Source organism: Nonomuraea sp. NPDC049419, from assembly GCF_040676995.1.
GTDB classification, from domain to species: Bacteria; Actinomycetota; Actinomycetes; order Streptosporangiales; family Streptosporangiaceae; genus Nonomuraea; species Nonomuraea salmonea.
Window position 1 is genome coordinate 253,061 of record NZ_JBFAQB010000009.1, and the last position, 20,009, is coordinate 273,069.

At 70.7% G+C, this 20,009-nt stretch carries 23 protein-coding genes; 13 read left to right on the forward strand and 10 right to left on the reverse strand.

Translation table 11 applies throughout. The annotated features are described in order from the left end of the window. Positions 1-50 precede the first annotated feature (50 nt). A complete protein-coding gene (locus AB0K12_RS26745) occupies positions 51-347 on the forward strand; it encodes a WhiB family transcriptional regulator (protein ID WP_020542548.1) in 297 nt (98 codons plus the stop codon). A gap of 48 nt (positions 348-395) precedes the next feature. On the opposite strand, the gene AB0K12_RS26750 is transcribed toward AB0K12_RS26745, so the two are convergent. Then, entirely contained in the window at positions 396-1,523 is a 1,128-nt protein-coding gene (locus tag AB0K12_RS26750; RefSeq protein ID WP_355415341.1) for an ArsA family ATPase, read from the reverse strand. Beyond that, on the reverse strand, positions 1,520-2,521 hold the full coding sequence (locus AB0K12_RS26755; RefSeq protein WP_364566636.1) for an ArsA-related P-loop ATPase: 1,002 nt from the start codon (positions 2,519-2,521) through the stop codon (positions 1,520-1,522). The genes AB0K12_RS26750 and AB0K12_RS26755 overlap by 4 nt, the downstream gene beginning before the upstream one ends. Positions 2,522-2,597: 76 nt before the next feature. On the opposite strand from AB0K12_RS26755, the gene AB0K12_RS26760 reads away from it, so the two are divergent. The 4 genes from AB0K12_RS26760 to AB0K12_RS26775 are packed head-to-tail and all read left to right on the forward strand — an operon-like array spanning position 2,598 to position 4,846. After that, on the forward strand, positions 2,598-2,753 hold the full coding sequence (locus tag AB0K12_RS26760; protein WP_345393967.1) for a hypothetical protein: 156 nt from the start codon (positions 2,598-2,600) through the stop codon (positions 2,751-2,753). Next, complete coding sequence (locus AB0K12_RS26765; RefSeq protein WP_345393970.1) at positions 2,750-3,208, forward strand: RidA family protein; 459 nt, start codon at positions 2,750-2,752, stop codon at positions 3,206-3,208. The genes AB0K12_RS26760 and AB0K12_RS26765 overlap by 4 nt, the downstream gene beginning before the upstream one ends. Before the next feature lie 55 nt (positions 3,209-3,263). Then, a complete protein-coding gene (locus AB0K12_RS26770) occupies positions 3,264-4,058 on the forward strand; it encodes an NUDIX hydrolase (protein WP_364566938.1) in 795 nt (264 codons plus the stop codon). Then, positions 4,055-4,846 carry an MBL fold metallo-hydrolase gene (locus AB0K12_RS26775; protein ID WP_364566641.1) on the forward strand — a complete coding sequence of 264 codons (792 nt, stop codon included), beginning with the start codon at positions 4,055-4,057 and terminating at the stop codon, positions 4,844-4,846. The genes AB0K12_RS26770 and AB0K12_RS26775 overlap by 4 nt, the downstream gene beginning before the upstream one ends. Here AB0K12_RS26775 and AB0K12_RS26780 read toward each other — a convergent pair. Both AB0K12_RS26780 and AB0K12_RS26785 read right to left on the reverse strand, forming a co-directional pair. Further along, positions 4,828-5,508 carry a Crp/Fnr family transcriptional regulator gene (locus AB0K12_RS26780; protein ID WP_364368145.1) on the reverse strand — a complete coding sequence of 227 codons (681 nt, stop codon included), beginning with the start codon at positions 5,506-5,508 and terminating at the stop codon, positions 4,828-4,830. The two genes, AB0K12_RS26775 and AB0K12_RS26780, sit on opposite strands and share 19 nt — an antisense overlap. A 171-nt stretch (positions 5,509-5,679) precedes the next feature. Continuing rightward, the gene (locus tag AB0K12_RS26785; protein WP_345393976.1) at positions 5,680-6,123 is read right to left on the reverse strand and encodes a hypothetical protein; all 444 of its coding nucleotides are present in this window, start codon (positions 6,121-6,123) and stop codon (positions 5,680-5,682) included. An 87-nt stretch (positions 6,124-6,210) separates the two neighbouring features. On the opposite strand from AB0K12_RS26785, the gene nth reads away from it, so the two are divergent. Next, a complete protein-coding gene (nth, locus tag AB0K12_RS26790) occupies positions 6,211-6,930 on the forward strand; it encodes an endonuclease III (RefSeq protein WP_364566645.1) in 720 nt (239 codons plus the stop codon). A 39-nt stretch (positions 6,931-6,969) separates the two neighbouring features. After that, positions 6,970-7,617, forward strand: a complete 648-nt coding sequence (locus AB0K12_RS26795; RefSeq protein WP_364566648.1) for a CoA pyrophosphatase — start codon at positions 6,970-6,972, stop codon at positions 7,615-7,617. A 35-nt stretch (positions 7,618-7,652) separates the two neighbouring features. Here AB0K12_RS26795 and AB0K12_RS26800 read toward each other — a convergent pair whose 3' ends face one another. Continuing rightward, entirely contained in the window at positions 7,653-8,165 is a 513-nt protein-coding gene (locus AB0K12_RS26800) for a HEAT repeat domain-containing protein (protein WP_364566651.1), read from the reverse strand. Positions 8,166-8,247: 82 nt separating this feature from the next. On the opposite strand from AB0K12_RS26800, the gene AB0K12_RS26805 reads away from it, so the two are divergent. Continuing rightward, on the forward strand, positions 8,248-9,438 hold the full coding sequence (locus AB0K12_RS26805; protein WP_355415357.1) for a MarP family serine protease: 1,191 nt from the start codon (positions 8,248-8,250) through the stop codon (positions 9,436-9,438). On the opposite strand, the gene AB0K12_RS26810 is transcribed toward AB0K12_RS26805, so the two are convergent. The 4 genes from AB0K12_RS26810 to acs form a co-directional block, all read right to left on the reverse strand. Further along, positions 9,435-9,878 (reverse strand): DUF309 domain-containing protein, encoded by a 444-nt coding sequence (locus AB0K12_RS26810; RefSeq protein ID WP_364566654.1) that lies wholly within the window; start codon positions 9,876-9,878, stop codon positions 9,435-9,437. The two genes, AB0K12_RS26805 and AB0K12_RS26810, sit on opposite strands and share 4 nt — an antisense overlap. Continuing rightward, complete coding sequence (locus tag AB0K12_RS26815) at positions 9,875-10,795, reverse strand: alpha/beta hydrolase (RefSeq protein ID WP_364566657.1); 921 nt, start codon at positions 10,793-10,795, stop codon at positions 9,875-9,877. Before AB0K12_RS26815 ends, AB0K12_RS26810 begins: the two co-directional genes overlap by 4 nt. Beyond that, positions 10,785-11,228, reverse strand: a complete 444-nt coding sequence (locus AB0K12_RS26820; RefSeq protein ID WP_345393991.1) for a phage holin family protein — start codon at positions 11,226-11,228, stop codon at positions 10,785-10,787. Before AB0K12_RS26820 ends, AB0K12_RS26815 begins: the two co-directional genes overlap by 11 nt. 247 nt (positions 11,229-11,475) lie before the next feature. After that, positions 11,476-13,449, reverse strand: coding sequence for an acetate--CoA ligase (gene acs, locus AB0K12_RS26825; protein ID WP_364566659.1), 1,974 nt, complete (start codon positions 13,447-13,449; stop codon positions 11,476-11,478). A 417-nt stretch (positions 13,450-13,866) separates the two neighbouring features. Between acs and AB0K12_RS26830 the strand changes: the two genes are divergently transcribed. The 5 genes from AB0K12_RS26830 to AB0K12_RS26850 all read left to right on the forward strand — a co-directional run bounded on the left by AB0K12_RS26830 (position 13,867) and on the right by AB0K12_RS26850 (position 19,134). Then, positions 13,867-14,646, forward strand: a complete 780-nt coding sequence (locus AB0K12_RS26830; protein ID WP_364566661.1) for an oxidoreductase — start codon at positions 13,867-13,869, stop codon at positions 14,644-14,646. Between the two features lie 738 nt (positions 14,647-15,384). After that, a complete protein-coding gene (gene ssd / locus AB0K12_RS26835) occupies positions 15,385-16,428 on the forward strand; it encodes a septum site-determining protein Ssd (RefSeq protein WP_364566663.1) in 1,044 nt (347 codons plus the stop codon). Further along, positions 16,425-17,642 carry a TadA family conjugal transfer-associated ATPase gene (locus AB0K12_RS26840; RefSeq protein ID WP_364566666.1) on the forward strand — a complete coding sequence of 406 codons (1,218 nt, stop codon included), beginning with the start codon at positions 16,425-16,427 and terminating at the stop codon, positions 17,640-17,642. Before ssd ends, AB0K12_RS26840 begins: the two co-directional genes overlap by 4 nt. Beyond that, complete coding sequence (locus AB0K12_RS26845; protein ID WP_364566669.1) at positions 17,639-18,352, forward strand: type II secretion system F family protein; 714 nt, start codon at positions 17,639-17,641, stop codon at positions 18,350-18,352. Before AB0K12_RS26840 ends, AB0K12_RS26845 begins: the two co-directional genes overlap by 4 nt. A 23-nt stretch (positions 18,353-18,375) precedes the next feature. Then, a complete protein-coding gene (locus AB0K12_RS26850) occupies positions 18,376-19,134 on the forward strand; it encodes a type II secretion system F family protein (protein WP_364566672.1) in 759 nt (252 codons plus the stop codon). Positions 19,135-19,230: 96 nt separating this feature from the next. Here AB0K12_RS26850 and AB0K12_RS26855 read toward each other — a convergent pair whose 3' ends face one another. Then, positions 19,231-19,962 (reverse strand): tyrosine-protein phosphatase, encoded by a 732-nt coding sequence (locus AB0K12_RS26855; protein ID WP_364566675.1) that lies wholly within the window; start codon positions 19,960-19,962, stop codon positions 19,231-19,233. Positions 19,963-20,009: the final 47 nt, after the last annotated feature.

Sequence of the window (20,009 nt, forward strand, 5' to 3'; positions counted from 1 at the left end):
CCGTCGGCCCCAAATGACGACTGACCACCTAAGGGGAGTGGGGTCGAAAAATGTGGATCACGGATTGGACCTCCCGTGCCGCCTGTAAGGGTGCGGATCCGGATGCCCTGTTCGTGCAGGGCGCCGCGCAGAACAGAGCGAAGCTGATCTGCCGGGGTTGCCCGGTCCGCACCGAGTGCCTCGCCGATGCGCTGGACAACCGCATCGAGTTCGGGGTCTGGGGCGGTATGACCGAACGGGAACGTCGCGCGCTGCTTCGACGGCGGCCCGACGTGGACTCGTGGCGAGAGCTGCTCGAGTCCGCCAAGGAAGAGTACGAACGCACCAATGAGCTGATCGCCGGCTGACCCCAGCCAGGCGACCGCGTACGGCCGGCGCCGCCGCCGGCCGTACTTCTATGCGGTGGCCAGCAGGGTCCCGATCTGACGCAGACCCGTCAAGTCGTGGACGTCCTCGGACATGGCGCGGACCTGCACCACGGGCACCGTGGGGTGGGCCGAGACGAAATGCTCCTGCTCGCGGTTCTCGCGGGCGGCGAGCTGCATTCGCCCGGCGTGCAGCCGCAGCACGGCCGCGGTGAGCTCGTGCTCGCCCCTCGACTCCAAGTCCTCCGCGGCGGCGGCGCTGCGGGCGGCGGAGAGCCCGGAAGCGGGCGAGACATGCACCCGGTTGACCACCAGGCCGGCCAGGGGCATGCGCTCCTCGGCGAGGCGCTCCACGAAGTAGGAGGCCTCGCGCATCGCGTCCCGCTCGGGCGCGGCCACCACGAGGAAGGCCGTGCCGGGCGCCTGCAGCAGCCGGTACGTCATCTCGGCCCGCTGCCTGAACCCGCCGAAGACGGCGTCGAGCGCGGACACGAACGTCTGCAGGTCCTTGATCACCTGCGCGCCCAGGAGCTTGGTCATCGCTCCCGCCATCAGCCCGAACCCGGCGTTGAGCAGCCGGAACGCGCTGCGTCCTCCGGCCTTGGCGGGCGCGGTCAGCAGCCGGATGAACCGGCCGTCGAGGAAGCGGCCGAGCCGTTCGGGCGCGTCGAGGAAGTCGAGCGCCGAGCGGGACGGCGGCGTGTCGACGATGATCAGGTCCCACTCGTCGGAGCGGCGCAGCTGCCCGAGCTTCTCCATCGCCATGTACTCCTGCGTGCCGGAGAAGCTGGAGGACAGCGACTGGTAGAAGGGGTTCGACAGGATCTGGCGGGCCCGCTCCGGATCGGCGTGCGCCTCGATGATCTCGTCGAACGTCCGCTTCATGTCGAGCATCATCGCGTAGAGCTGGCCGCCGCCCTCGGGCGAGCTGACCAGGCGCGGGGTGTTGTCCAGCTCGGTCAATCCCATCGACTGCGCGAGCCGCCTGGCCGGGTCGACGGTCAGCACGACCACGCACCGGCCGCGCTCGGCGGCCCGCAGGCCGAGCGCCGCGGCGGTCGTGGTCTTGCCCACGCCGCCGGCGCCGCAGCAGACGATGATCCTGGTGCCCCGATCGTCGAGGATCGCGTCGACGTCGAGTGCCGGCGGCTTCTTCACGCTGCTCCCTGGGTGCGCATGCTCTCTGCCAGCTCGTACAGGCCGGCCAGATCGACGCCGTCGGCGAGCAGCGGCAGCTCGTAGCCGGTCAGCCCGGCACCGGCCAGCGTCTCGCGTTCGGCGCGCTCCAGCTCGGTGCGGTGGGCGTGCTCGACGACCTCGTCGCCGAGCGCCTTGGCCAGCTCGGCGGCCTGGGCGCCGTCGGCGACCCCCGCGGCCTTGAGGCCGAGCACCAGCTCATCGGGGTCGAAGCGGCCCTTGACAGCCGTGTCAAGGGCGGTCTGGGGCAGCTGGGACTCGCGCACCATGTTGATGAAGACGCCGCCCGCGGGCAGCCCGGCGGCGCGCAGCTCGGAGATGCCGTCGAGGGTCTCCTGGACCGGCATCTCCTCCAGCAGCGTGACGAAGTGCACGGCCGTCTCGGGGGACTTCACGACGCCGCTGACGAGGTCGGAGTGGTTTTTGATGGGGCCGACCTTGGCCAGGCCGGCGACCTCCTGGGTGACGTTCAGGAAGCGCGTGATGCGGCCCGTGGGCGGCGCGTCCATGACGACGGCGTCGTAGATGCGGCGGCCGTTCCTGCCGCGTCTGCGTACGGCCTCGCTGGTCTTGCCCGTGACGAGCACGTCGCGGAAGCCGGGGGCCACGGTGGTGGCGAAGTCGACGATGCCCATCTTGGTCAGCGCCCGGCCGGCCCTGCGCATGCCGTAGAACATCTCCATGTACTCGAGCATGGCCTCTTCCGGGTCGATGGCCAGCGCGTAGACGTCGCCCCCCGAGGGGGCGACGGCGATCTTGCGCTCCTCGTACGGCAGCGGGGGCAGGTCGAAGACCTGCGCGATGCCCTGCCTGCCCTCGACCTCCACGAGCAGCACCTTGCGGCCGCCGGCGGCCAGCGCGAGCGCGAGGGCGGCGGCGACGGTCGTCTTGCCGGTGCCGCCCTTGCCGGTGACGACATGGAGACGTACGTCGGCCCAATCCGTGTCCGGAGAGTCCACGATTCGAGGCTACCGAACGGTCACTTGTCGAAAGCCGACGACCACCGTTTGAGATTGCTCACAATAAGCTGCCGTCATGAAGAAGTGGGAGTACCTGACAGCACCCGTGCTGATCCACAACACCAAGATGATTCTCGACAACTTCGGCGCCGACGGCTGGGAGCTCGTCCAGATCGTGCAGGGCCAGACGCCCGAGCAGCTCGTCGCCTACTTCAAGCGGGAGAAGCAGTGACGCCGGAGCAGAAGATCGAGGAGCTCGGCTACACGCTGCCGGCGCCCGCCACGCCGGCCGGCTCCTACATCCCCACCACGCGCACCGGCGACCTGGTCTACACCTCGGGTCAGGTGCCGATGCTGGAGGGCAAGCTGCACCAGACCGGCAAGCTCGGCGTGGACCTCGGCGTGGACGAGGGCAAGGCGCAGGCCCGCGTCTGCGTGCTCAACGCGCTGGCCGCGCTCAAGGCCGAGCTGGGCGAGCTGTCGCGGGTGCGGCGGATCGTGAAGGTCGTGGTGTTCGTGGCGAGCGCGCCCGACTTCGTGCAGCAGCCGCAGGTGGCCAACGGCGCCAGCGACCTGCTCGCGGAGGTGTTCGGCGAGGCCGGCAAGCACGCGCGCAGCGCTGTGGGCGTGGCGGCGCTGCCGCTGGACGCGCCGGTGGAGGTGGAGCTGATCGCCGAAGTCGGCTGAATGGGCATATGTCACCATGACCGAGTGAAGTTCTAGAGGAGGTCATGTGACCGGATTGCTGCTTCCAGCCGAGCTCGCCGCCCGGGCCCGGGACGTCCTGGCCGGGCGGGTCAAGCCGGTCCAGGCGCGGGACGCCGCCACGGTGGTGCTCCTGCGCCCGGGGCCCGAGGTCTACCTGCTGCGGCGCAAGGCCACCATGGCCTTCGCCGCCGGCGCGTACGTCTTCCCCGGCGGCTCCGTCGACGTCCGCGACACCGACCACGACGTCGCCTGGGCCGGTCCTTCGCCCGCCGAGTGGGCCGCCGTCCTGCACGCCGACGAGGCGGTGGCGCGCGGGCTGGTGTGCGCGGCGGTACGCGAGACGTTCGAGGAGTCGGGCGTGCTGCTGGCCGGTCCAGGACCTCATGACGTGGTGGCCGACACGACGGGCGACGACTGGGAGGCCGACCGGCTCGCGCTGATCGACCACGCGCTCGGGTTCGCCGAGTTCCTGGCCAGGCGGGGGCTGGTGCTGCGGACCGACCTGCTCAAGGCATGGGCGCACTGGATCACGCCCGAGGTCGAGACCAGGCGGTTCGACACGCGCTTCTTCGTCGCGGTGCTGCCCGAGGGCCAGCGCACCCGCGACGTGGGCGGCGAGGCCGACCAGGTCGTCTGGCGGCAGCCGGCCGAGGCGCTCGACCTCGCGCACCGGGGGGAGATCTTCCTGATGCCGCCGACGTACCGGACGCTGAGCGAGCTGGCCGGCTGCGCGGACGTCGCGGAGGTGCTGGCCACGCCGCGCGACATCGTGACCGTCATGCCGAAGGCCGTCGAGATCGACGGCGAGATGCGGCTGGTGGTGTCGTGAGCGGCCTGCACATCCCGATCGGCACGCCCGACGGCTCACGCACCGAGCACGCCGAGAACCTGCTCGCGCCCAACCCGTCGGCGATGACGCTCGACGGCACCAACACGTGGGTGATCGGCGCGGGTGATGACGTGGTCGTTGTCGATCCTGGGCCGGACGATGAGGGGCATCTGAGCCGCGTACGCGACCATCTGGGCGAGCGGCGGGTCACCGCGATCCTGCTCTCGCACGGCCACTTCGACCACAGCGGCGGCGCGAAGAGGTTCGCCGGGATGGTGAACGCGCCCGTCCGCGCCCTCGACCCCCGCCACCGTCTCGGCGACGAGGGGCTCGCCGACGGCGACGTGGTGAGCGTCGGGGACCTGGAGATCCGCGTCTACGGCACCCCGGGCCACTCGTTCGACTCGCTGTGCTTCTGGCTGCCCGCCGACCGCGCGATGCTGACCGGCGACACCGTGCTCGGCAGGGGCACCACGATCATCGCCCGCGACGGTGGGCTGGCCGACTATTTGCGCAGCCTCGACAAGCTGAGGGCCGCCGCCGAAAGCATGGAGGCGCGGGCGCTGCTGCCGGGCCACGGCCCCGTGCTGCCCGACCCGATCGCCGCGCTCGACGGCTACATCGCCCACCGCAGACAGCGCCTCGACCAGATCAGGGCGGCCCGCGAACAGGGCGCGCGCACGCCGCGCCAGATCGTCAAGATCGTGTACGCCGACGTCGACCGCTCGCTCTGGCCGGCCGCCGAGATGTCGGTGGCCGCCCAGCTCGACTACCTCGACCGGTTGTAGAGGCGGTCCATGTCGAGGATGACCACGGCCTTGGCCTCGATGCGCAGCCAGCCGCGCCCGGCGAAGTCGGCGAGTGCCTTGTTGACCGTCTCGCGGGAGGCGCCGACGAGCTGCGCCAGCTCCTCCTGGGTGAGGTCGTGGTGCACCCGCAGGCCGTCGTCGGTCTTGGTGCCGAACCGCTCGGCGAGGTCGAGCAGTTGCTTGGCCACCCGCCCGGGCACGTCGGTGAACACCAGGTCGGCCAGCACGTCGTTGGTGCGGCGCAGCCGCTGCGCGAGCGCGCGCAGCAGGTGGAGCGCCACCTCGGGGCGGCCGGTCAGCCAGGGCCGCAGGTCGTCGTGGCCGAGCCCGGCCAGGCGGACCTCGGTCAGCGCCGTAGCCGTGGCCGTGCGGGGCCGCGGGTCGAACAGCGACAGCTCGCCGAACATCTCGCTCGGCCCGAGCACGCTGAGCAGGTTTTCCCGCCCGTCGGGCGAGGTGCGGGAGAGCTTGATCTTGCCTTCCAGCACGACGTAGAGCCGGTCGCCGGTCTCGTTCTCGTGGAAGAGCGTCTGTCCCTTGGACAGCTGGACTTCGGTGATGCTCGTGCGAAGCGCCGCGGCGCTCTCGCGGTCGAGCGCGGCGAACAGGGGGGCCTTGCCCAGCACATCTTCGGTGTTCACTCTGCCTCCTCTGCTGCCATTGTGACTCACCCCACTCCAGGCGTGCGTACACAGGTTAGGGGAACGCCGGAGTGGTCGGGTCTTGCCCGGACATGTCGAGTCCGGGAGGGACCAGGAGGGAAAGGTACATGACGTCCGTTCCCGTATCGTGACCGGCACCACCTTTGAAGCTCAACCCGCCTTGTGCAAGAGGTCGTCCACCGACGCCACCGCCGCCGCGACGGACCTGCTGAGCAGCACCCTGAGCACGTCTCCCGAGGTGGGACGGCTCGCGGGGTCGGGTCTGCGGCACTGCGCGACCGCGATCCGCAGGGCGGGCGGGAGCACGGTCGTGTCGCCGTCCTCCGAGCCGGTGGCGGCGAAGACGACCAGGTCGGCCCACGCGCGGACGTCGTCGGCGTGGGCGGGCGGCCCGGACGTACGCCAGCCGATGAGCACCTGACCGCCGGGGCCGAGCGCCACGCTCTCCTTGCCGAGCCGCAGCCCGGTCGCGCCCCGGGCGTGCAGCTTCGCCACGGCCGCCACCGTGCCGACCGCGAACCGGTGCAGCGCCTGCCCGCGCAGCGGCCCGCCCTGCCCGACGAACTCCGCCAGCCTCGCTCCCTGCTCCCTCATCCCAGGACCCCCTTCTCGCGCCTGCTGGTTGTACGCGGAAAACCGGTCATGGGTTCAACCGTTCGCGGGAGCTTCTACAGTTGCGGCATGGCGACGAAAGCGGGGCGCAAACCGGAGACCCAGCTTGCCCTGGTGCGGCGGGCGCGCAAGATGAACCGCATCCTCGCGGAGACCTACCCCGACGCCCACTGCGAGCTCGACTTCACCAACCCCCTGGAGTTGCTCGTCGCGACCATCCTGTCCGCGCAGTGCACGGACAAGCGGGTCAACATGGTGACCCCCACCCTCTTCGCCAAATATCCGACGGTGGAGGACTACGCCGCCGCGGACCCGTCGGAGATGGAGGAGATCATCCGCTCCACGGGCTTCTTCCGCGCCAAGACCAACAGCATCATCGGCATGGCGCAGGGCGTCTGCGAGCGTTACGGCGGCGAGGTGCCCGGCACGCTGAAAGACCTGGTCACGCTGCCCGGCGTGGGCCGCAAGACGGCCAACGTGGTGCTCGGCAACGCCTTCGACGTGCCCGGCCTGACCGTCGACACCCACTTCCAGCGCCTCGTACGCCGCTTCGGCTGGACCGAGGAGACCGACCCGGTCAAGATCGAGCACGTCGTGGGCGGGCTGCTGCCCAGGCGCGAGTGGACGATCTTCTCCCACCGGGTGATCTGGCACGGCCGCCGCATCTGCCACGCCCGCCGGCCGGCCTGCGGGGTGTGCCCGCTCGCCGCGCTCTGCCCCTCCTACGGCACCGGCCCCACCGACCCCGCCCAGGCGGACAAGCTCGTCAGGCCAGGCCCCTTCTCCTGAGAAGGGAAGTGAACGACCCCGCGGCGTGTTGGAGGATGCGTGACCCGAGTGCCCGAATGGCTGGAGAAACTGGCGACACAAGCGCAGCTGATCAGCGTCCCCCTTCCCCTCCGGCCGGTCGACGGGCGCGGGCGGGCCGCCGCGGTGCTCATGCTGTTCGGCGACGGGCCCAACGGTCCTGACGTGCTGCTCATCCAGCGCAGCACCCGCGGGCGCAGACACGCGGGCCAGCCCGCCTTCCCGGGCGGCGGCGTCGATCCCGAGGACGCGGGGCCGATCGAGGCCGCGCTGCGCGAGGCCGAGGAGGAGACCGGCGCCGACCCGCGCGGAGTGCACGTCATCTGCACGATGCCAGAGCTCTACCTGCCCTACAGCGACAACCGCGTCACGCCGGTCATCGCCTGGTGGCGTGAGCCGTCGGCGGTCCACGCGGCCTCGCCCGACGAGGTCGACTCTGTTGAGCGGGTGCCGATCGCCGAGCTGGTCGATCCGGCCAACCGCGTCATGCTCCGCCATCCCCGTGGCGACACGGCGGGGCCCGCGTTCCGGGTGCGGGGGATGCTGGTGTGGGGGTTCACCGCGATGGTGCTCGACACCGTGCTGCGCGAGGGCGGGCTGGAGCTCCCGTGGGACGCGACGCGGGTGGAGGAGCTGCCGCCCGAGGTGGTCAGGCTCAGCGCCCGTTAGGCGCCCGACCTGAGCGGGTCAGGCTCAGCGCGCGTTCAGGCGCCCGATCTGAGCGCCACGCCGAGGGCGGCCCAGCCGGCCACGTCGGCGTCGTCGTCGGCCGCGAGCGCGCGCAGCGTCTCCAGCCCCGCCCGGTCGGGCGGGTCGCCGAGCACGTGCTGCAACGCGTACGCGGCGCCGTACCGCACCCTGGGGTCGTCGTGCGCCGCGAGGTCGATCACCGACGGGAGCGAGCGCGGGTCGGCCAGGTGGCCGAAGGCGATGAGCACCGAGTAGAGCACCATCGCGTCGTCCTCGCTGGCCGCGAGATAACGCAGCACCGGCAGCGTACGGTCGACGAAGGGCCGCAACATGCCCATGATGTCGACGCCCAGCAGCCGCTCGCTCACGCTGTCGGCGGCGCACAGCCGGCGTGCCTCGATGAACGACTCCAGGTCGCCCCGCTCGCGCAGCAACGAGATCACGTGCCAGCGCAGGGCCCCGTCGGGATCGCTGTCGCGCAGAGCTGCCTGGATGAGGTCGCGCACTGCTGTCTCGTCCGGCGGCATGAAGCTCAAGATAGTCAGCAGGGTGACGCCGTCCTGATCGAAGACGTGCACACTTGACCCTATCGCTGGTTACCTTTGAAGCGTGCGCGGTGATCTGCTTGACCTCATTCTGATCGGCCTCGTGATCGCCTTCGGCGTCTCGGGTTACCGGCAGGGTTTCATCATCGGTGCGATGAGTTTCGTGGGGTTCGTGGGCGGCGCCGTGCTGGGGGTGTTCATCGCCCCGCCCATCTCGAAGTCCCTCGTCGACGGCGACACGCCGCAGGCGCTGCTGGCGATCGTGATCGTGTTCCTGGCGGCGACGATCGGGCAGTTCGCCTCCTCGACCTTGGGCGCGGTCGTCCGCAGCCACGTCACGTGGGAGCCCGCCAAGGTGGCCGACGCGGTCGGCGGCACGTTCGCCAGCGCGCTGTCGGTGCTGGTCATCGCCTGGCTGATCGGCTCGCTGATCGTCTCCACGTCCTTCGCCCCGCTCGTCGACCAGGTCAAGAACTCCGCGCTGCTGACCACCGTCGACGAAGCCATCCCGCAGGCCGCGCGCAACTGGCAGCAGCCGTTCAAGAAGTTCATCGACCGCTCGGAGTTCCCGCCGGTCTTCGACGCGATCGGCGCCGGGCAGCTCATCGACGTGCAGCCGCCCGACCAGAGCGTGCTGCAGGGCGCCGAGCTGCGGCGGGCCCGCCGCGCGATCGTCAAGGTGCAGGGCAACGCCGAGAGCTGCAACAAGCACATCGAGGGCACCGGCTTCGTCTACGCGCCCGGCCGCATCATGACCAACGCCCACGTCGTGGCCGGCGTCACGCGCGGCCTGGAGGTCATCGACGCCGCCGACAACCGCCACGCCGCCACCGTCGTCCGCTACAACCCGCGCCGCGACATCGCCATCCTCCACGTCCCCGGGCTCGACCTGCCGCAGCTCGCCTTCGACGGCGACGGCTCGCGCGGCGACAGCGCCATCGTCGCCGGCTTCCCCAAGGGCAAGGGCTTCACCGCCGAGCCCGCCCGCATCGGCGGCCAGCTGGAGGCCGAGGGCCCCGACATCTACCGCGACACCACAGTCAGGCGGAAGGTCTACGTCATCCGCGGCCAGGTGCTGCCCGGCAACTCGGGCGGCCCGCTGCTCACCCCCGAAGGCAAGGTCTACGGCGTGATCTTCGCCGCCGCGATCAACGAGGAGCAGACCGGCTACGTGCTCACGGCCGAAGAGGTCGCCCCCGACGCGGCGGCCGGCCGCAACGACACCGCGCCCGCCAGCACCCGCAAGTGCGACTAGCGGGGCAGGCTGGCCAGGATCAGCGCGACGGCCTCGGCGGGGTCGCTGTCCTGGGTCAGGCCTGAGGCGGCCTTGCCGACCGCGTCGTACGCGCCGCCGTACGACTGCGCCTTGGCCGCGCCCCTGCTGAACAACGTCACCGCGCCGCGCCCGTTGCCCCGCTGCAGGTGCGTCAGGCCGACGCAGATCTGCGCCAGGCCCTGCCACAGCTCGCGCTCGTCGTCGGGCGCGCACTTCCACCGGCCCTCGAACACCTCGTGCGCGTTGAACGGCAGGCCCTCCTCAAGGAAGCGGCGGCCGTCGGCGAGCGCCTGCTCGGTGGTGGGGGCGTAGTCGTCGGGGACGCGCGGCATGCCGGGCGAGCCGTAGGGGAGCGGCCGGCCGTACGGGTCGCGCGGCCTGGCGTTGCGCGGCCTGCCTTCGGGATCGCGGTCTCTCATCGGTCGGGCTCCGGGTCGTTGAGCCAGCCGAGCACCTCGGTGTCGAACACGTCGGGGATCTCCTCGTGGGGGAAGTGGCCGGCGCCCTCCAGCAGCCGCCACCGGTAGGGGGCCGCCACGTAGCGGCTCGAACCCTGCGCCGTGCGCGGCAGCACGCTCGTGTCGAGCGCGCCGTGCAACTGCAGCGTGGGGGCCTCGATCTCGGTGCGCATCGTGCGCGCGTAGCGCCGGCCGTCGGGGCGCAGCTGCGAACGGCCGAACCAGCGGTGGTATTCCAGCGCGCAGTGGGCGACGGCGGGGATGCGGAACGCCTCCCGGTACGTACGCGACTCCGCCGGCTCCGGCCAGCCCGGCCGCGACCACGCGTCGAGCAGCCGCCCCACCAGCGCCGCGTCGTGCCGGGTGAGCCGGCGCTCGGGCAGCAGCGGAAGCTGGAAGCCGATGCGCCGCCCGCTCGCCTTGAGCTGCCCGAACGGGTCGGTGACCAGCGCGCTGCGCAGCCGCAGCGGGTGGGGGGCCGAGACGACGACGAGGCGGCGTACGCACTTGGCGTCGAGCACGGCCATCGTCCAGGCCAGCAGCCCGCCCCAGTCGTGACCCACCACGATCGCGCCTGTCTCGCCGAGCGCCCTGATCAGCCCCGTCGCGTCGGCCGCCAGCGTCGGCAGGTCGTAGCCGCGCGGCGGCTTGTCGCTGCCGCCGTAGCCCCGCAGGTCGACCGCGACCGCGCGGTAGCCGGCGTCGGCCAGCGACACGAGCTGGTGCCGCCACGTCCACCAGAACTGCGGGAACCCGTGCAGCAGCAGCACCAGCGGGCCCTCGCCGGCCTCGACGACGTGGAAACGCGTGCCGCCCGCGTGCACCGCCCGGTGGGTCCACGGGCCCTCGATGTGGACGGCCGTCTCGTCAGGTGCCATCGCGGGTCACCGGCTCGCGATCGGGGGCGGGCGTCGGCAGCCGCTCCTGCTCGTCGGGCGTGGCGATCTCCTTCAGCCCTTTGATCGACCGTGCGGTCCGCTTCATCCCGGCCAGTCCCTTCAGCCTGCGCACCCCGAACAGCACCGCGAGGCCCGCCACCAGCAGGTAGAACACCGTCACGATGAGGAACGCCAGCCAGTTGGGCAGCACCTGGGCCAGCGCGTACGCGATCGTGAACGAGGCGAGGATCAGGCACAGGTGCGCCATGAACGCCGCGGCGGCGAACATCCCCACCGCCGTGCCCACCCGTTTGGCGTCGAACCTGAACTCGGCCTTGGCCAGCTCGATCTCCGAGCGGATCAAGGCCGAGATGTGACTGCTCGCCTGGGCGACCAGCGAGCCCAGGGATTCTTCCTCGGGAGTCTGCGGCATGAACGTCTCCTATCGAGGCCGGGTGGCCGTGTCAAACATCATCCAGCGCGACGCCGTACGGACCGCCAGGCGCCGCCGAACACGCCGGGGAACTTACCGAGCACGAGTCCACTCCCAGAACTACCTGATCGGACAAGATAGCGCTTCCGGTTATCGGCCCTCGGCCGCGCCCCCTTGAGTCTTTCGGGGAAATGCGGACGGCCGCCCCCTGAGCTGGGAGCGGCCGTCTGCCGTGGACCTACGAGGCTCAGTCCTCCGACTTGGCGGACGGGAGCTTCTCCGAGATGAGGTTCATCACCGTGCTGTCGGCCAGCGTGGTGACGTCGCCGATGCTGCGGTTCTCGGCCACGTCGCGCAACAGGCGCCGCATGATCTTGCCGGACCTGGTCTTGGGCAGCTCGGGCACCACCAGGATCTGGCGCGGCTTGGCGATCGGGCCGAGCGTCTTGGCGACGTGGTTGCGCAGCTCGGCCGCGATGTCGTCGCCCTCCTCCGCCGTGCCGCGCAGGATCACGAAGGACACGATGGCCTGGCCGGTCACCGGGTCGGTCGCGCCGACCACCGCCGCCTCGGCCACCTTCGGGTGGCTGACCAGCGCGCTCTCCACCTCGGTGGTGGAGATGTTGTGGCCGGAGACGAGCATGACGTCGTCGACGCGGCCGAGCAGCCACAGGTCGCCGTCGTCGTCCTTCTTGGCGCCGTCGCCGGGGAAGTACATGCCGTCGAAGCGGCTCCAGTACGTGTCGATGTAGCGCTGGTCGTCGCCCCAGATCGTGCGGAGCATCGACGGCCACGGGTCGCGCACCACGAGGAAGCCGCCGCCGCCGTTGGGCACGCTGTTGCCCTGGTCGTCCACCACGTCGGCGGTGATGCCGGGCAGCGGGCGCATGGCGGCGCCGGGCTTGGCGGCCGTGACGCCGGGGAGCGGGCTGATCATGATGGCGCCGGTCTCGGTCTGCCACCAGGTGTCCACGACGGGGCAGCGGTCCTGGCCGATGTGCTGGCGGTACCAGACGTACGCCTCGGGGTTGATCGGCTCGCCCACGGAGCCCAGGATGCGCAGGCTGGACATGTCGTACTTGGCGGGGATGTCGTCTCCCCACTTCATGAACGTCCTGATCGCCGTCGGCGCCGTGTAGAGAATCGTGATCTTGTACTTCTGCACGATCTCCCAGAACCGGCCCCGGTGCGGGGTGTCGGGCGTGCCCTCGTAGATGACGCTGGTGGCGCCGTTGGCGAGCGGGCCGTACACGATGTAGCTGTGGCCGGTCACCCAGCCGATGTCGGCCGTGCACCAGTAGATGTCGGTCTCCGGCTTGAGGTCGAAGACCGCGTGGTGGGTGTAGGCCGTCTGCGTGAGGTAGCCGCCGGTCGTGTGCAGGATGCCCTTGGGGCGGCCCGTGGTGCCGCTGGTGTAGAGGATGTAGAGCGGGTCCTCGGCGTCGACCGGCCGCGCCTCGTGCTGGTCGCTCTGGCGGTCGACCAGGTCGTGCCACCAGATGTCCTTCTCGCTGGTGGCGACCTCCTGGCCGGTGCGGCGTACGACGACGACGTGCTCCACCTGCGGGCACTCCGCGACCGCCTCGTCCACCGTCGGCTTCAGCGCCGACGGCTTGCCCCTGCGGTAGCCGCCGTCGGCCGTGATGACCACCTTGGCGTCGGCGTCGTCGATGCGGCTCTTGAGCGCCGTGGCGGAGAACCCGCCGAACACCACCGAGTGGATCGCCCCGATGCGGGCGCAGGCCAGCATCGCGATCGGCAGCTCGGGGATCATCGGCATGTAGATGGCCACCCGGTCGCCCTTGCCGACGCCCAGCTCCTGCAGCGCGTTCGCGGCCTTGCTGACCTCGTTCTTCAGGTCGCTGTAGGTCAGCGTGCGGGTGTCGCCCTCGGGCTCGCCCTCCCAGTGGTAGGCGACCTTGTCGCCGCGGCCCTCCTCGACATGGCGGTCCACGCAGTTGTAGGCGACGTTCAGCTCACCGCCCACGAACCACTTCGCGAACGGGGGGTTCCATTCAAGCGTCTTGTCCCACCTCTTGGCCCAGGTCAGCCGATCGGCCGCGCTCTCCCAGAACGCGAGGCGATCCGCCGCGGCCTCGCCGTACGCGGCTTCGGTCACGTTCGCGGCCGCCGCCAGGTCAGCCGGCGGTTCGAACCGGCGGTTCTCCTGCAGCAGGTTGGACAGCGCCTGGGTCTCGTTACCAGCGGTCTCCGGGGCCACCTCGTGCTCCTTCTATGGCCAGAATGGATAGGTTCGTGTCCCACTTCACCAGCTCACGGCCTCCGTACACAAGAGGTCTAGACAGGTCTGTACCGACCTGCGCGGCGGGTGCCTGGGTTATCTGGGCGGATGACAACAGCAATTGAAACGTTGTCATCCTGAAATCTTCAGAATGTGCGGGCGGGGGAATGGGCATGCTTTATGGGCCCCCCTCGCCGGGGTTTATGGGGTGGCGGACAACGGCGTGGGCGCGGGTCCTGGAATGGGGGGAGCGCCGCTCGTGAGCGCCGTCGCGCGGCGCCGGCGGGCCTTTCCGCGGGCCGTCCGACCTTCCCATGGCCCTACCGTACGCAACCGGATCACGCCGCGAACCACCGGGTGCCGTGCCGGCCCTTACCCGCGGGTAAGGTCGGGTGCGTGAGTGACCCCTTGGCCGTCATCGCGCAATTTCCCGGCGTTCCCGAGGCGGTGGACGAGGCCCGGCAGGCCGTGGACCGGCTCTACCGGCATCGCGTCCTGCGCCGCGCCAGCCCGGCGGTGTCCGCGGAGTCGTCCCTGCGCGGCGCCCGTGCGTCGGCCGCCATCGAGGGCACCGACGTGGCCCTCGACGCGCTGCGCCGCGACGAGGTGCATGATCCGCTGGTCCAGGGCGCGCTGCGGGCGTCCGCTGAGATGGGGCGGCTCGGGCCGACGTGGCGCAAGGCACCCAGGCAGGTGCTCGCGCGCCTGCACACCGTCGCCGCGGCCGGTCTGACCGAGCAGGCGAGCCTCGGACGTCCCCGGTCCTCTGACGAGGCTCCCGACCCGCTCTCGCTGGGTCCCGCGCCGGGCGCGGCCGACACCGCGACGCGCATGGAGAGCCTGCTCACCCTGCTCGAACGCCCCACGAAGGCGCCCGCGATCGTCCTCGCCGCCGTCGTGCACGGGGAGCTGGCGGTGCTGCGCCCCTTCGGCTCGGCCGACGGGGTCGTCGGACGGGCGGCAGGGCGGCTGACCCTGGTCGAGTACGGGCTGGACCCCAAGTCGCTGGTGGCGGTCGAAGTGGGGCATCTGGAGCCGGACTACGCCGAGGCGCTCAGGGCGTACCTGACGGGTACTCCGGAGGGCGTGGCGACCTGGGTACAACACTGTGCCTCTGCGGTAACCCTGGGCGTCAGAGAGACGACTGCAATCTGTGAGGCCCTGCAGCGGGGCTGAGTGAGGCTCACACATAGCGGACGGCGTCCCTGTCACGAGACGCCGTCTGCCGGTGCATCGCACCGGGTTACCAAGCGTGCACCTCAATCCGTCGGAGCGGGTCAAGCCCGTCACGACGCGCCTCCCGCGGCTGGTCGCACGTGGGTGCCCGGTCGATGCACCCGGACAAGGTGGTCCGTAACACCGTTCTATGTCGAATCCGCGCTGATGGGAACCCCTGCGGGCAAGACCTTTACCCGATCATGGGCCTGCCCCCTTGTGTCGTCACTCTCCGTGATCGTCTTTATGTGATCGTTATGGTCGGAGGAAAAAACTTGGCGGAAATGCGAGATTGCTCCTCGACGAAACTCGAGTCGATCGGGCAGCATACGGAGGTATCGCCCGAAACTGGAGCGCTCTCGCTCGGGATGGCTTTGCAAGTCCCTTGCCAGGTTCTGGTCTGGTGATGAAAGCTTTCTTCTGAAACGGGACCGGCTCTACCCCCCCGGAGCCGGACCGATCAGGCGACCCCCGCTCTCCCCCCCGGCGGGGGTCGCCCCTTTTCCCCACCTCCCGCGCCGAGCCGTCGCGCCCGATGGCGCCGGCCGCGCCGAGCCTGGGAGTCCTTGAAGGCGCGTTGTCCACAGGGGCCAGGTCTCGTTCGCCACTCATCCCCAGAACCGCGTTCGGCCCCCCGCCGCCCAGCCCCGCTCGGCCAAGCTCGGACCTCCCCACTCGCCGGCCGCAGGGAGGCCCACCATGCATCGCCCCTTGGTCATCACCGAAGACCACGCTCTGCTCGACGACCTCGTCCGCATAGCGGCCGCCGCCGGAGCCCAGCTCGACGTGGCTCACGCCCCCGCCCACGCCCGCCCGTTCTGGAACCTGGCCCCGCTCGTCGCCATCGGCGCCGACCAGGCGGAGGCCGTGGCCGCCACCTCACCCCCGTCCCGCGACCAGGTCCTCCTGGTCACCAGAGACCCGGACGACCCCGACACGTGGCGAAAATGCGTGGCCGTGGGCGCCCAGACCGTCCTCGCGCTGCCGACCGACGAGCGCAGGCTGGTCGACCGCCTGGCCGACGCGATGGAGCCCGACCCGAGATCGGGCGCGACCATCTGCGTGATCGGCGGCAGAGGCGGCGCGGGAGCCAGCGTCCTGGCCGCCTGCCTGGCCCTGAGAGCCTCGGCCGACCACCTCCGCACCCTCCTCGTGGACGCCGACCCACTTGGCGGAGGCATAGACGCCCTCCTGGGCCATGAAGAGGCGAAGGGTTCACGCTGGGGCGACCTGGTGGCGAGGGAGGGGCGCATCAGCTCCAGCGCCCTGCAAGCAGCACTTCCCGCGTTCGGCGACCTGGCCGTGCTCTCCTTCCACAGAGGCGACGTCGCCCCGATCCCCGCGCAGGCCATGCGCTCAGTCCTCGAAGCGGGCCGCCGCGGCTTCGACCTGGTGGTCGCCGACCTGCCGAGACACCTCGACCCGGCCGCGATAGAGGCCCTCACCAGGGCGAAGACGACTTTGGCTGTGGCGCCGGCCGACGTACGCGGCATCCTGGCCACCGTCCAGGTGCTCACCGAGGTGCGCAAACACACCCTCGACGTCCGAGCGATCCTCCGTCCGGGAGTGCTGGACGACGACCTGGTCATGTCCTCCCTGGGCATCCCGTCCGCCGGCAACCTCCCCGACCAGCCCAGACTCACCGCCACCCTCAACCGCGGCGAACTCCCCGGGCTGGGCCCCCGCACCGTACTCGGCGCCCTGTGCACGTCCCTCCTCCGCGACCTGCTCCCGGCGACATGACCGCCATCCCTGTCACGGCGGCCGTCTCTCCCGAGCTGGTGGAGGCCGTCCGCGTACGCCTGGCCAGAACCGGCGTCGAGCCGACCGCAGCCCAGGTGGCGGTGGCGCTGAGAGCGGAGAAGGCGGTCTACGGAGACGCCGAGATCCTCGCCGTGGCCCGAGCCCTGTGCGCGGATCTGATCGGCGCGGGCCCCCTGGAGCCGCTGCTGGCCCGCCCCGACGTGACGGACGTCCTGGTCAACGGCCCTAGGGAGGTCTGGGTGGACGACGGCGCGGGCCTGCGCCGCACGTCGGTGACGTTCGCCGACGACGGAGCCGTACGCCGCCTGGCCCAGCGCCTCGCCACCGCGGCAGGCAGACGCCTCGACGACGCCTCCCCATACGTCGACGCCCGCCTGCCAGGAGGAGTCCGCCTCCACGCCCTACTCCCACCGGTGGCCCCAGGAGGCACCTGCATCTCCCTCCGCCTCCCGCCCCGCCGCACCTTCACCCTGACCGACCTCGTCCAGGCCGGCACCATCACCCCACCCGCCCTTCCGATCCTGACCGCCATGGTCACCGCGCGACTCGCCTTCCTGATCTCGGGCGGCACGGGCACAGGCAAGACAACGCTGCTGTCCGCCCTGCTCTCCCTGGCCGACCAGCGCGAACGCCTCCTCCTGGTGGAGGACTCCGCCGAGCTCCGCCCCCTCCACCCCCACGTCGTACGCCTCGAAACCCGCCCACCCAACCTGGAAGGCGCCGGCGAGGTGAACCTTCGCGACCTCGTCAGGCAGGCCCTGCGGATGCGCCCCGACCGCCTGGTCGTAGGCGAGGTGAGAGGCGCGGAAGTGGTGGACCTGCTGGCCGCGCTCAACACCGGCCACGAGGGCGGCTGCGGCACGCTGCACGCCAACACCGCGGCCGACGTCCCCCCACGCCTGGAGGCGTTGGGCTGCGCAGCGGGCCTGACCAGGGAAGCCGTCCACAGCCAGCTGTCCGCCGCCCTGGACGCCGTCATCCACCTGACCCGAGACCGAATGACCGGCAGAAGACGCATAGCCCAGGTCTGCCTCCTGACCAGAGCCTCAACCGGTCTGGTGGAGGCCGTCCCAGCCCTGACCTTCACCCCTCAAGGCACCACCCACCCCGGCCCCGCCTACGAGGCCCTCGTCCATCGCACCACCTACAGCCCACCGCCACCCGGCGCAGCCGACCCGGATGGCCACCCATGACCAGCGCCCTCATAGCCGCGTTGTCCACAGCCTGCGCCCTATGGCTGTGGACAGCCCCTTCCACCCCCACAACCCGCCTCACCAACCTGCTGCGGACCAGGAACTCGCCACCCCGCCCCCGCCCATCACCGTCGAGACTCTTCGCCCGGCCCAGCCCCACCCGCCAAGCCGAAGCCTGGCGAAAGGCGTCGATCGAGCTCTGCCAATCCCTGTCAGCGGAACTCTCCGCCGGCCGAACCCCAGCCGAATCGATGGCCCGAGCCCTGACCGCAGTGGATTTCCCCGACCAAGCCCTCCTCCGCCCCGTCCTGGCAGCCGCACGAGACGGCGGCGACGTCTCCACAGCCCTGAGGACGGCCGCTCCACCCCGGGGCGGCGAGGGCCTGCACCAGCTGGCGGCCTGCTGGGAGGTGGGCACCACGGTGGGCGCGGGCATGGCCGCCCTGATCGACAGGGTCGCGCAAACGCTGAGAGCGGCCCAAGCCCACCGCCAGGACGTCGCCGCCCAACTGGCAGGCCCCCGCACCACGGCCAGGATGCTCGCCGTCCTCCCAGCCCTCGGCCTCCTCATGGCCGCCGCCCTGAACATGCATCCCCTGGGCTTCTTGTTCGGCAGCATCCCGGGCCTCATATGCCTGACAGCCGGCGTGGCCCTCGACGTCTGCGGCCTGTGGTGGACCAACCGCATGGCCACCCGAGCCCAATCCTGACCCGGCCCCGATCGGACCCTGCGATGATCCACCTGCTGTCAGCCCTGTGCGCCGGCATGGCCGCCTGGCTCTGGCTCTCCCCGAAAACCCCGGCAGAACGCCTCACCCGCCTACGCCCACCGAAAGAACCACCCGAAAAACGTCATCCGGCCCCCAGCTGGCCGGAACCGGCCACCCACCGACTCACGAAGCGAACGATCCTCACCGCAGCATGCGCAGGCCTGCTCGCCTTACTCCTCATCGGCGGCACCCCAGGCCTGATCACCGGCGCTCTCCTGACCCCCGCGACAGCCCTCTACCTCCACCGCAAAACCCCATCCAAGTCCCAGGACGACCAGCGCAGAATCGCCGCCGACCTCCCCTTCGCCGCCGACCTCATGACCGCGTGCCTCCGGGCAGGACGCCCGGTGAGCACCGCCACCGAGATCGCCGCGACGGCCATAGGCGGCCCACTGGGCGAGCGCCTGACGTGGGCGAGCACCCAGCTACGCCTGGGCGCCGACCCAGAACCGACCTGGGCCTACCTGGCCAAAGACCCGTCCATGGGCCACCTGTCGAGAGCCATGAGCCGAGCAGCGCAAACCGGCGCCCCCGTGGCCGACGTACTGACCCGCCTGGCCGACGACGCCAGAGAAGCATCGAGAGCAGCCGCAGTCGCCGCCGCGAGAAGCGTCGGCGTGAAAGCAGTGGCCCCGCTGGGCCTGTGCTTCCTACCGGCGTTCGTATTGCTGGGAATCATCCCGGTAGTGGCGGGTCTGGCGTCGACCATCATCATCCCGTAGCCACTCACTACATCAGCCGAGCCATGAGCCGTGCAGCATGCGTCATCAGCGCTATGTACTAGGGAGCCGAAGGACAGGAAAGTCAGCTCATCAGTCCTATGTAGTGGGCACCTCAATCAGCCGGGCACGGAGCTCGGCTACATCTCCATCTGTCAGCCCAGCCGCCCGCAACTGCTTCTCCACCTCCAACCCGTCCAGCGCCGCAAGAAGGGCATCCCGAGCAGTCGTGCCCTTACGGGCGAGAATGCGGCGAATCTCATCGGTCTGGTCCGCGACCCCTAGGGCTTGGAACAAGGGAGGCAACCGGCCCGCGCTCAACGCATAGTCGTCGGCGATGTCATCGGGCGAGACCCCGGCCAGCGCCAACACCAACATGACGATGAGCCCGGTCCGATCCCGCCCAAGCCCGCAGTGCACCAGCACCCCACCAGGCCGAGCCCGCGCCACGGCCGCGACGGCCTCCGCACAGAACCGCACCTTCTGCTTGATGAAGACCCGGTAGTAGAGCGGAGAACCATCGAGCTCGTTCTCCCAGATCTGATTCCAGAACACGGTGTCGGCGGAGTCGTCCAACGGCACGTGGACGGTCGTCACCTCTTCAGGCCGAGGACTCGCATCACCGCGGCGCTCATCGTCGTTCCGCAGATCGACCACGGTCCGAACCCCGTGCTCGACGAGTGCCCGCCATCCCGCCGCCGTCAGCCGCTCAGGATTATCCGACCGAACCAGGGCTCCCGCACGTACGGACCCGCCCCCGCTTACGGCGATCCCGCCGAGGTCCCGTACGTTGAAGCACCCTTCCCATTCGAGATGCCGCCGCTCGACCACAGAACCTCCAGGGGCATCGCGAACATTCGCGGCGAACCGGCCTTATC

Bases quoted from the DNA above. Each gene is read 5' to 3' on its own strand.
- nth (WP_364566645.1), top strand. From the start codon at position 6,211: ATGGCGACGAAAGCGGGGCGCAAACCGGAGACCCAGCTTGCCCTGGTG.
- AB0K12_RS26850 (WP_364566672.1), top strand. From the start codon at position 18,376: ATGATCCACCTGCTGTCAGCCCTGTGCGCCGGCATGGCCGCCTGGCTC.
- AB0K12_RS26840 (WP_364566666.1), top strand. From the start codon at position 16,425: ATGACCGCCATCCCTGTCACGGCGGCCGTCTCTCCCGAGCTGGTGGAG.
- AB0K12_RS26745 (WP_020542548.1), top strand. From the start codon at position 51: ATGTGGATCACGGATTGGACCTCCCGTGCCGCCTGTAAGGGTGCGGAT.
- AB0K12_RS26760 (WP_345393967.1), top strand. From the start codon at position 2,598: ATGAAGAAGTGGGAGTACCTGACAGCACCCGTGCTGATCCACAACACC.
- AB0K12_RS26820 (WP_345393991.1), bottom strand. From the start codon at position 11,228: ATGCCGCAGACTCCCGAGGAAGAATCCCTGGGCTCGCTGGTCGCCCAG.
- ssd (WP_364566663.1), top strand. From the start codon at position 15,385: ATGCATCGCCCCTTGGTCATCACCGAAGACCACGCTCTGCTCGACGAC.
- AB0K12_RS26800 (WP_364566651.1), bottom strand. From the start codon at position 8,165: ATGCCGCCGGACGAGACAGCAGTGCGCGACCTCATCCAGGCAGCTCTG.
- AB0K12_RS26815 (WP_364566657.1), bottom strand. From the start codon at position 10,795: ATGGCACCTGACGAGACGGCCGTCCACATCGAGGGCCCGTGGACCCAC.
- AB0K12_RS26785 (WP_345393976.1), bottom strand. From the start codon at position 6,123: ATGAGGGAGCAGGGAGCGAGGCTGGCGGAGTTCGTCGGGCAGGGCGGG.
- AB0K12_RS26845 (WP_364566669.1), top strand. From the start codon at position 17,639: ATGACCAGCGCCCTCATAGCCGCGTTGTCCACAGCCTGCGCCCTATGG.
- AB0K12_RS26810 (WP_364566654.1), bottom strand. From the start codon at position 9,878: ATGAGAGACCGCGATCCCGAAGGCAGGCCGCGCAACGCCAGGCCGCGC.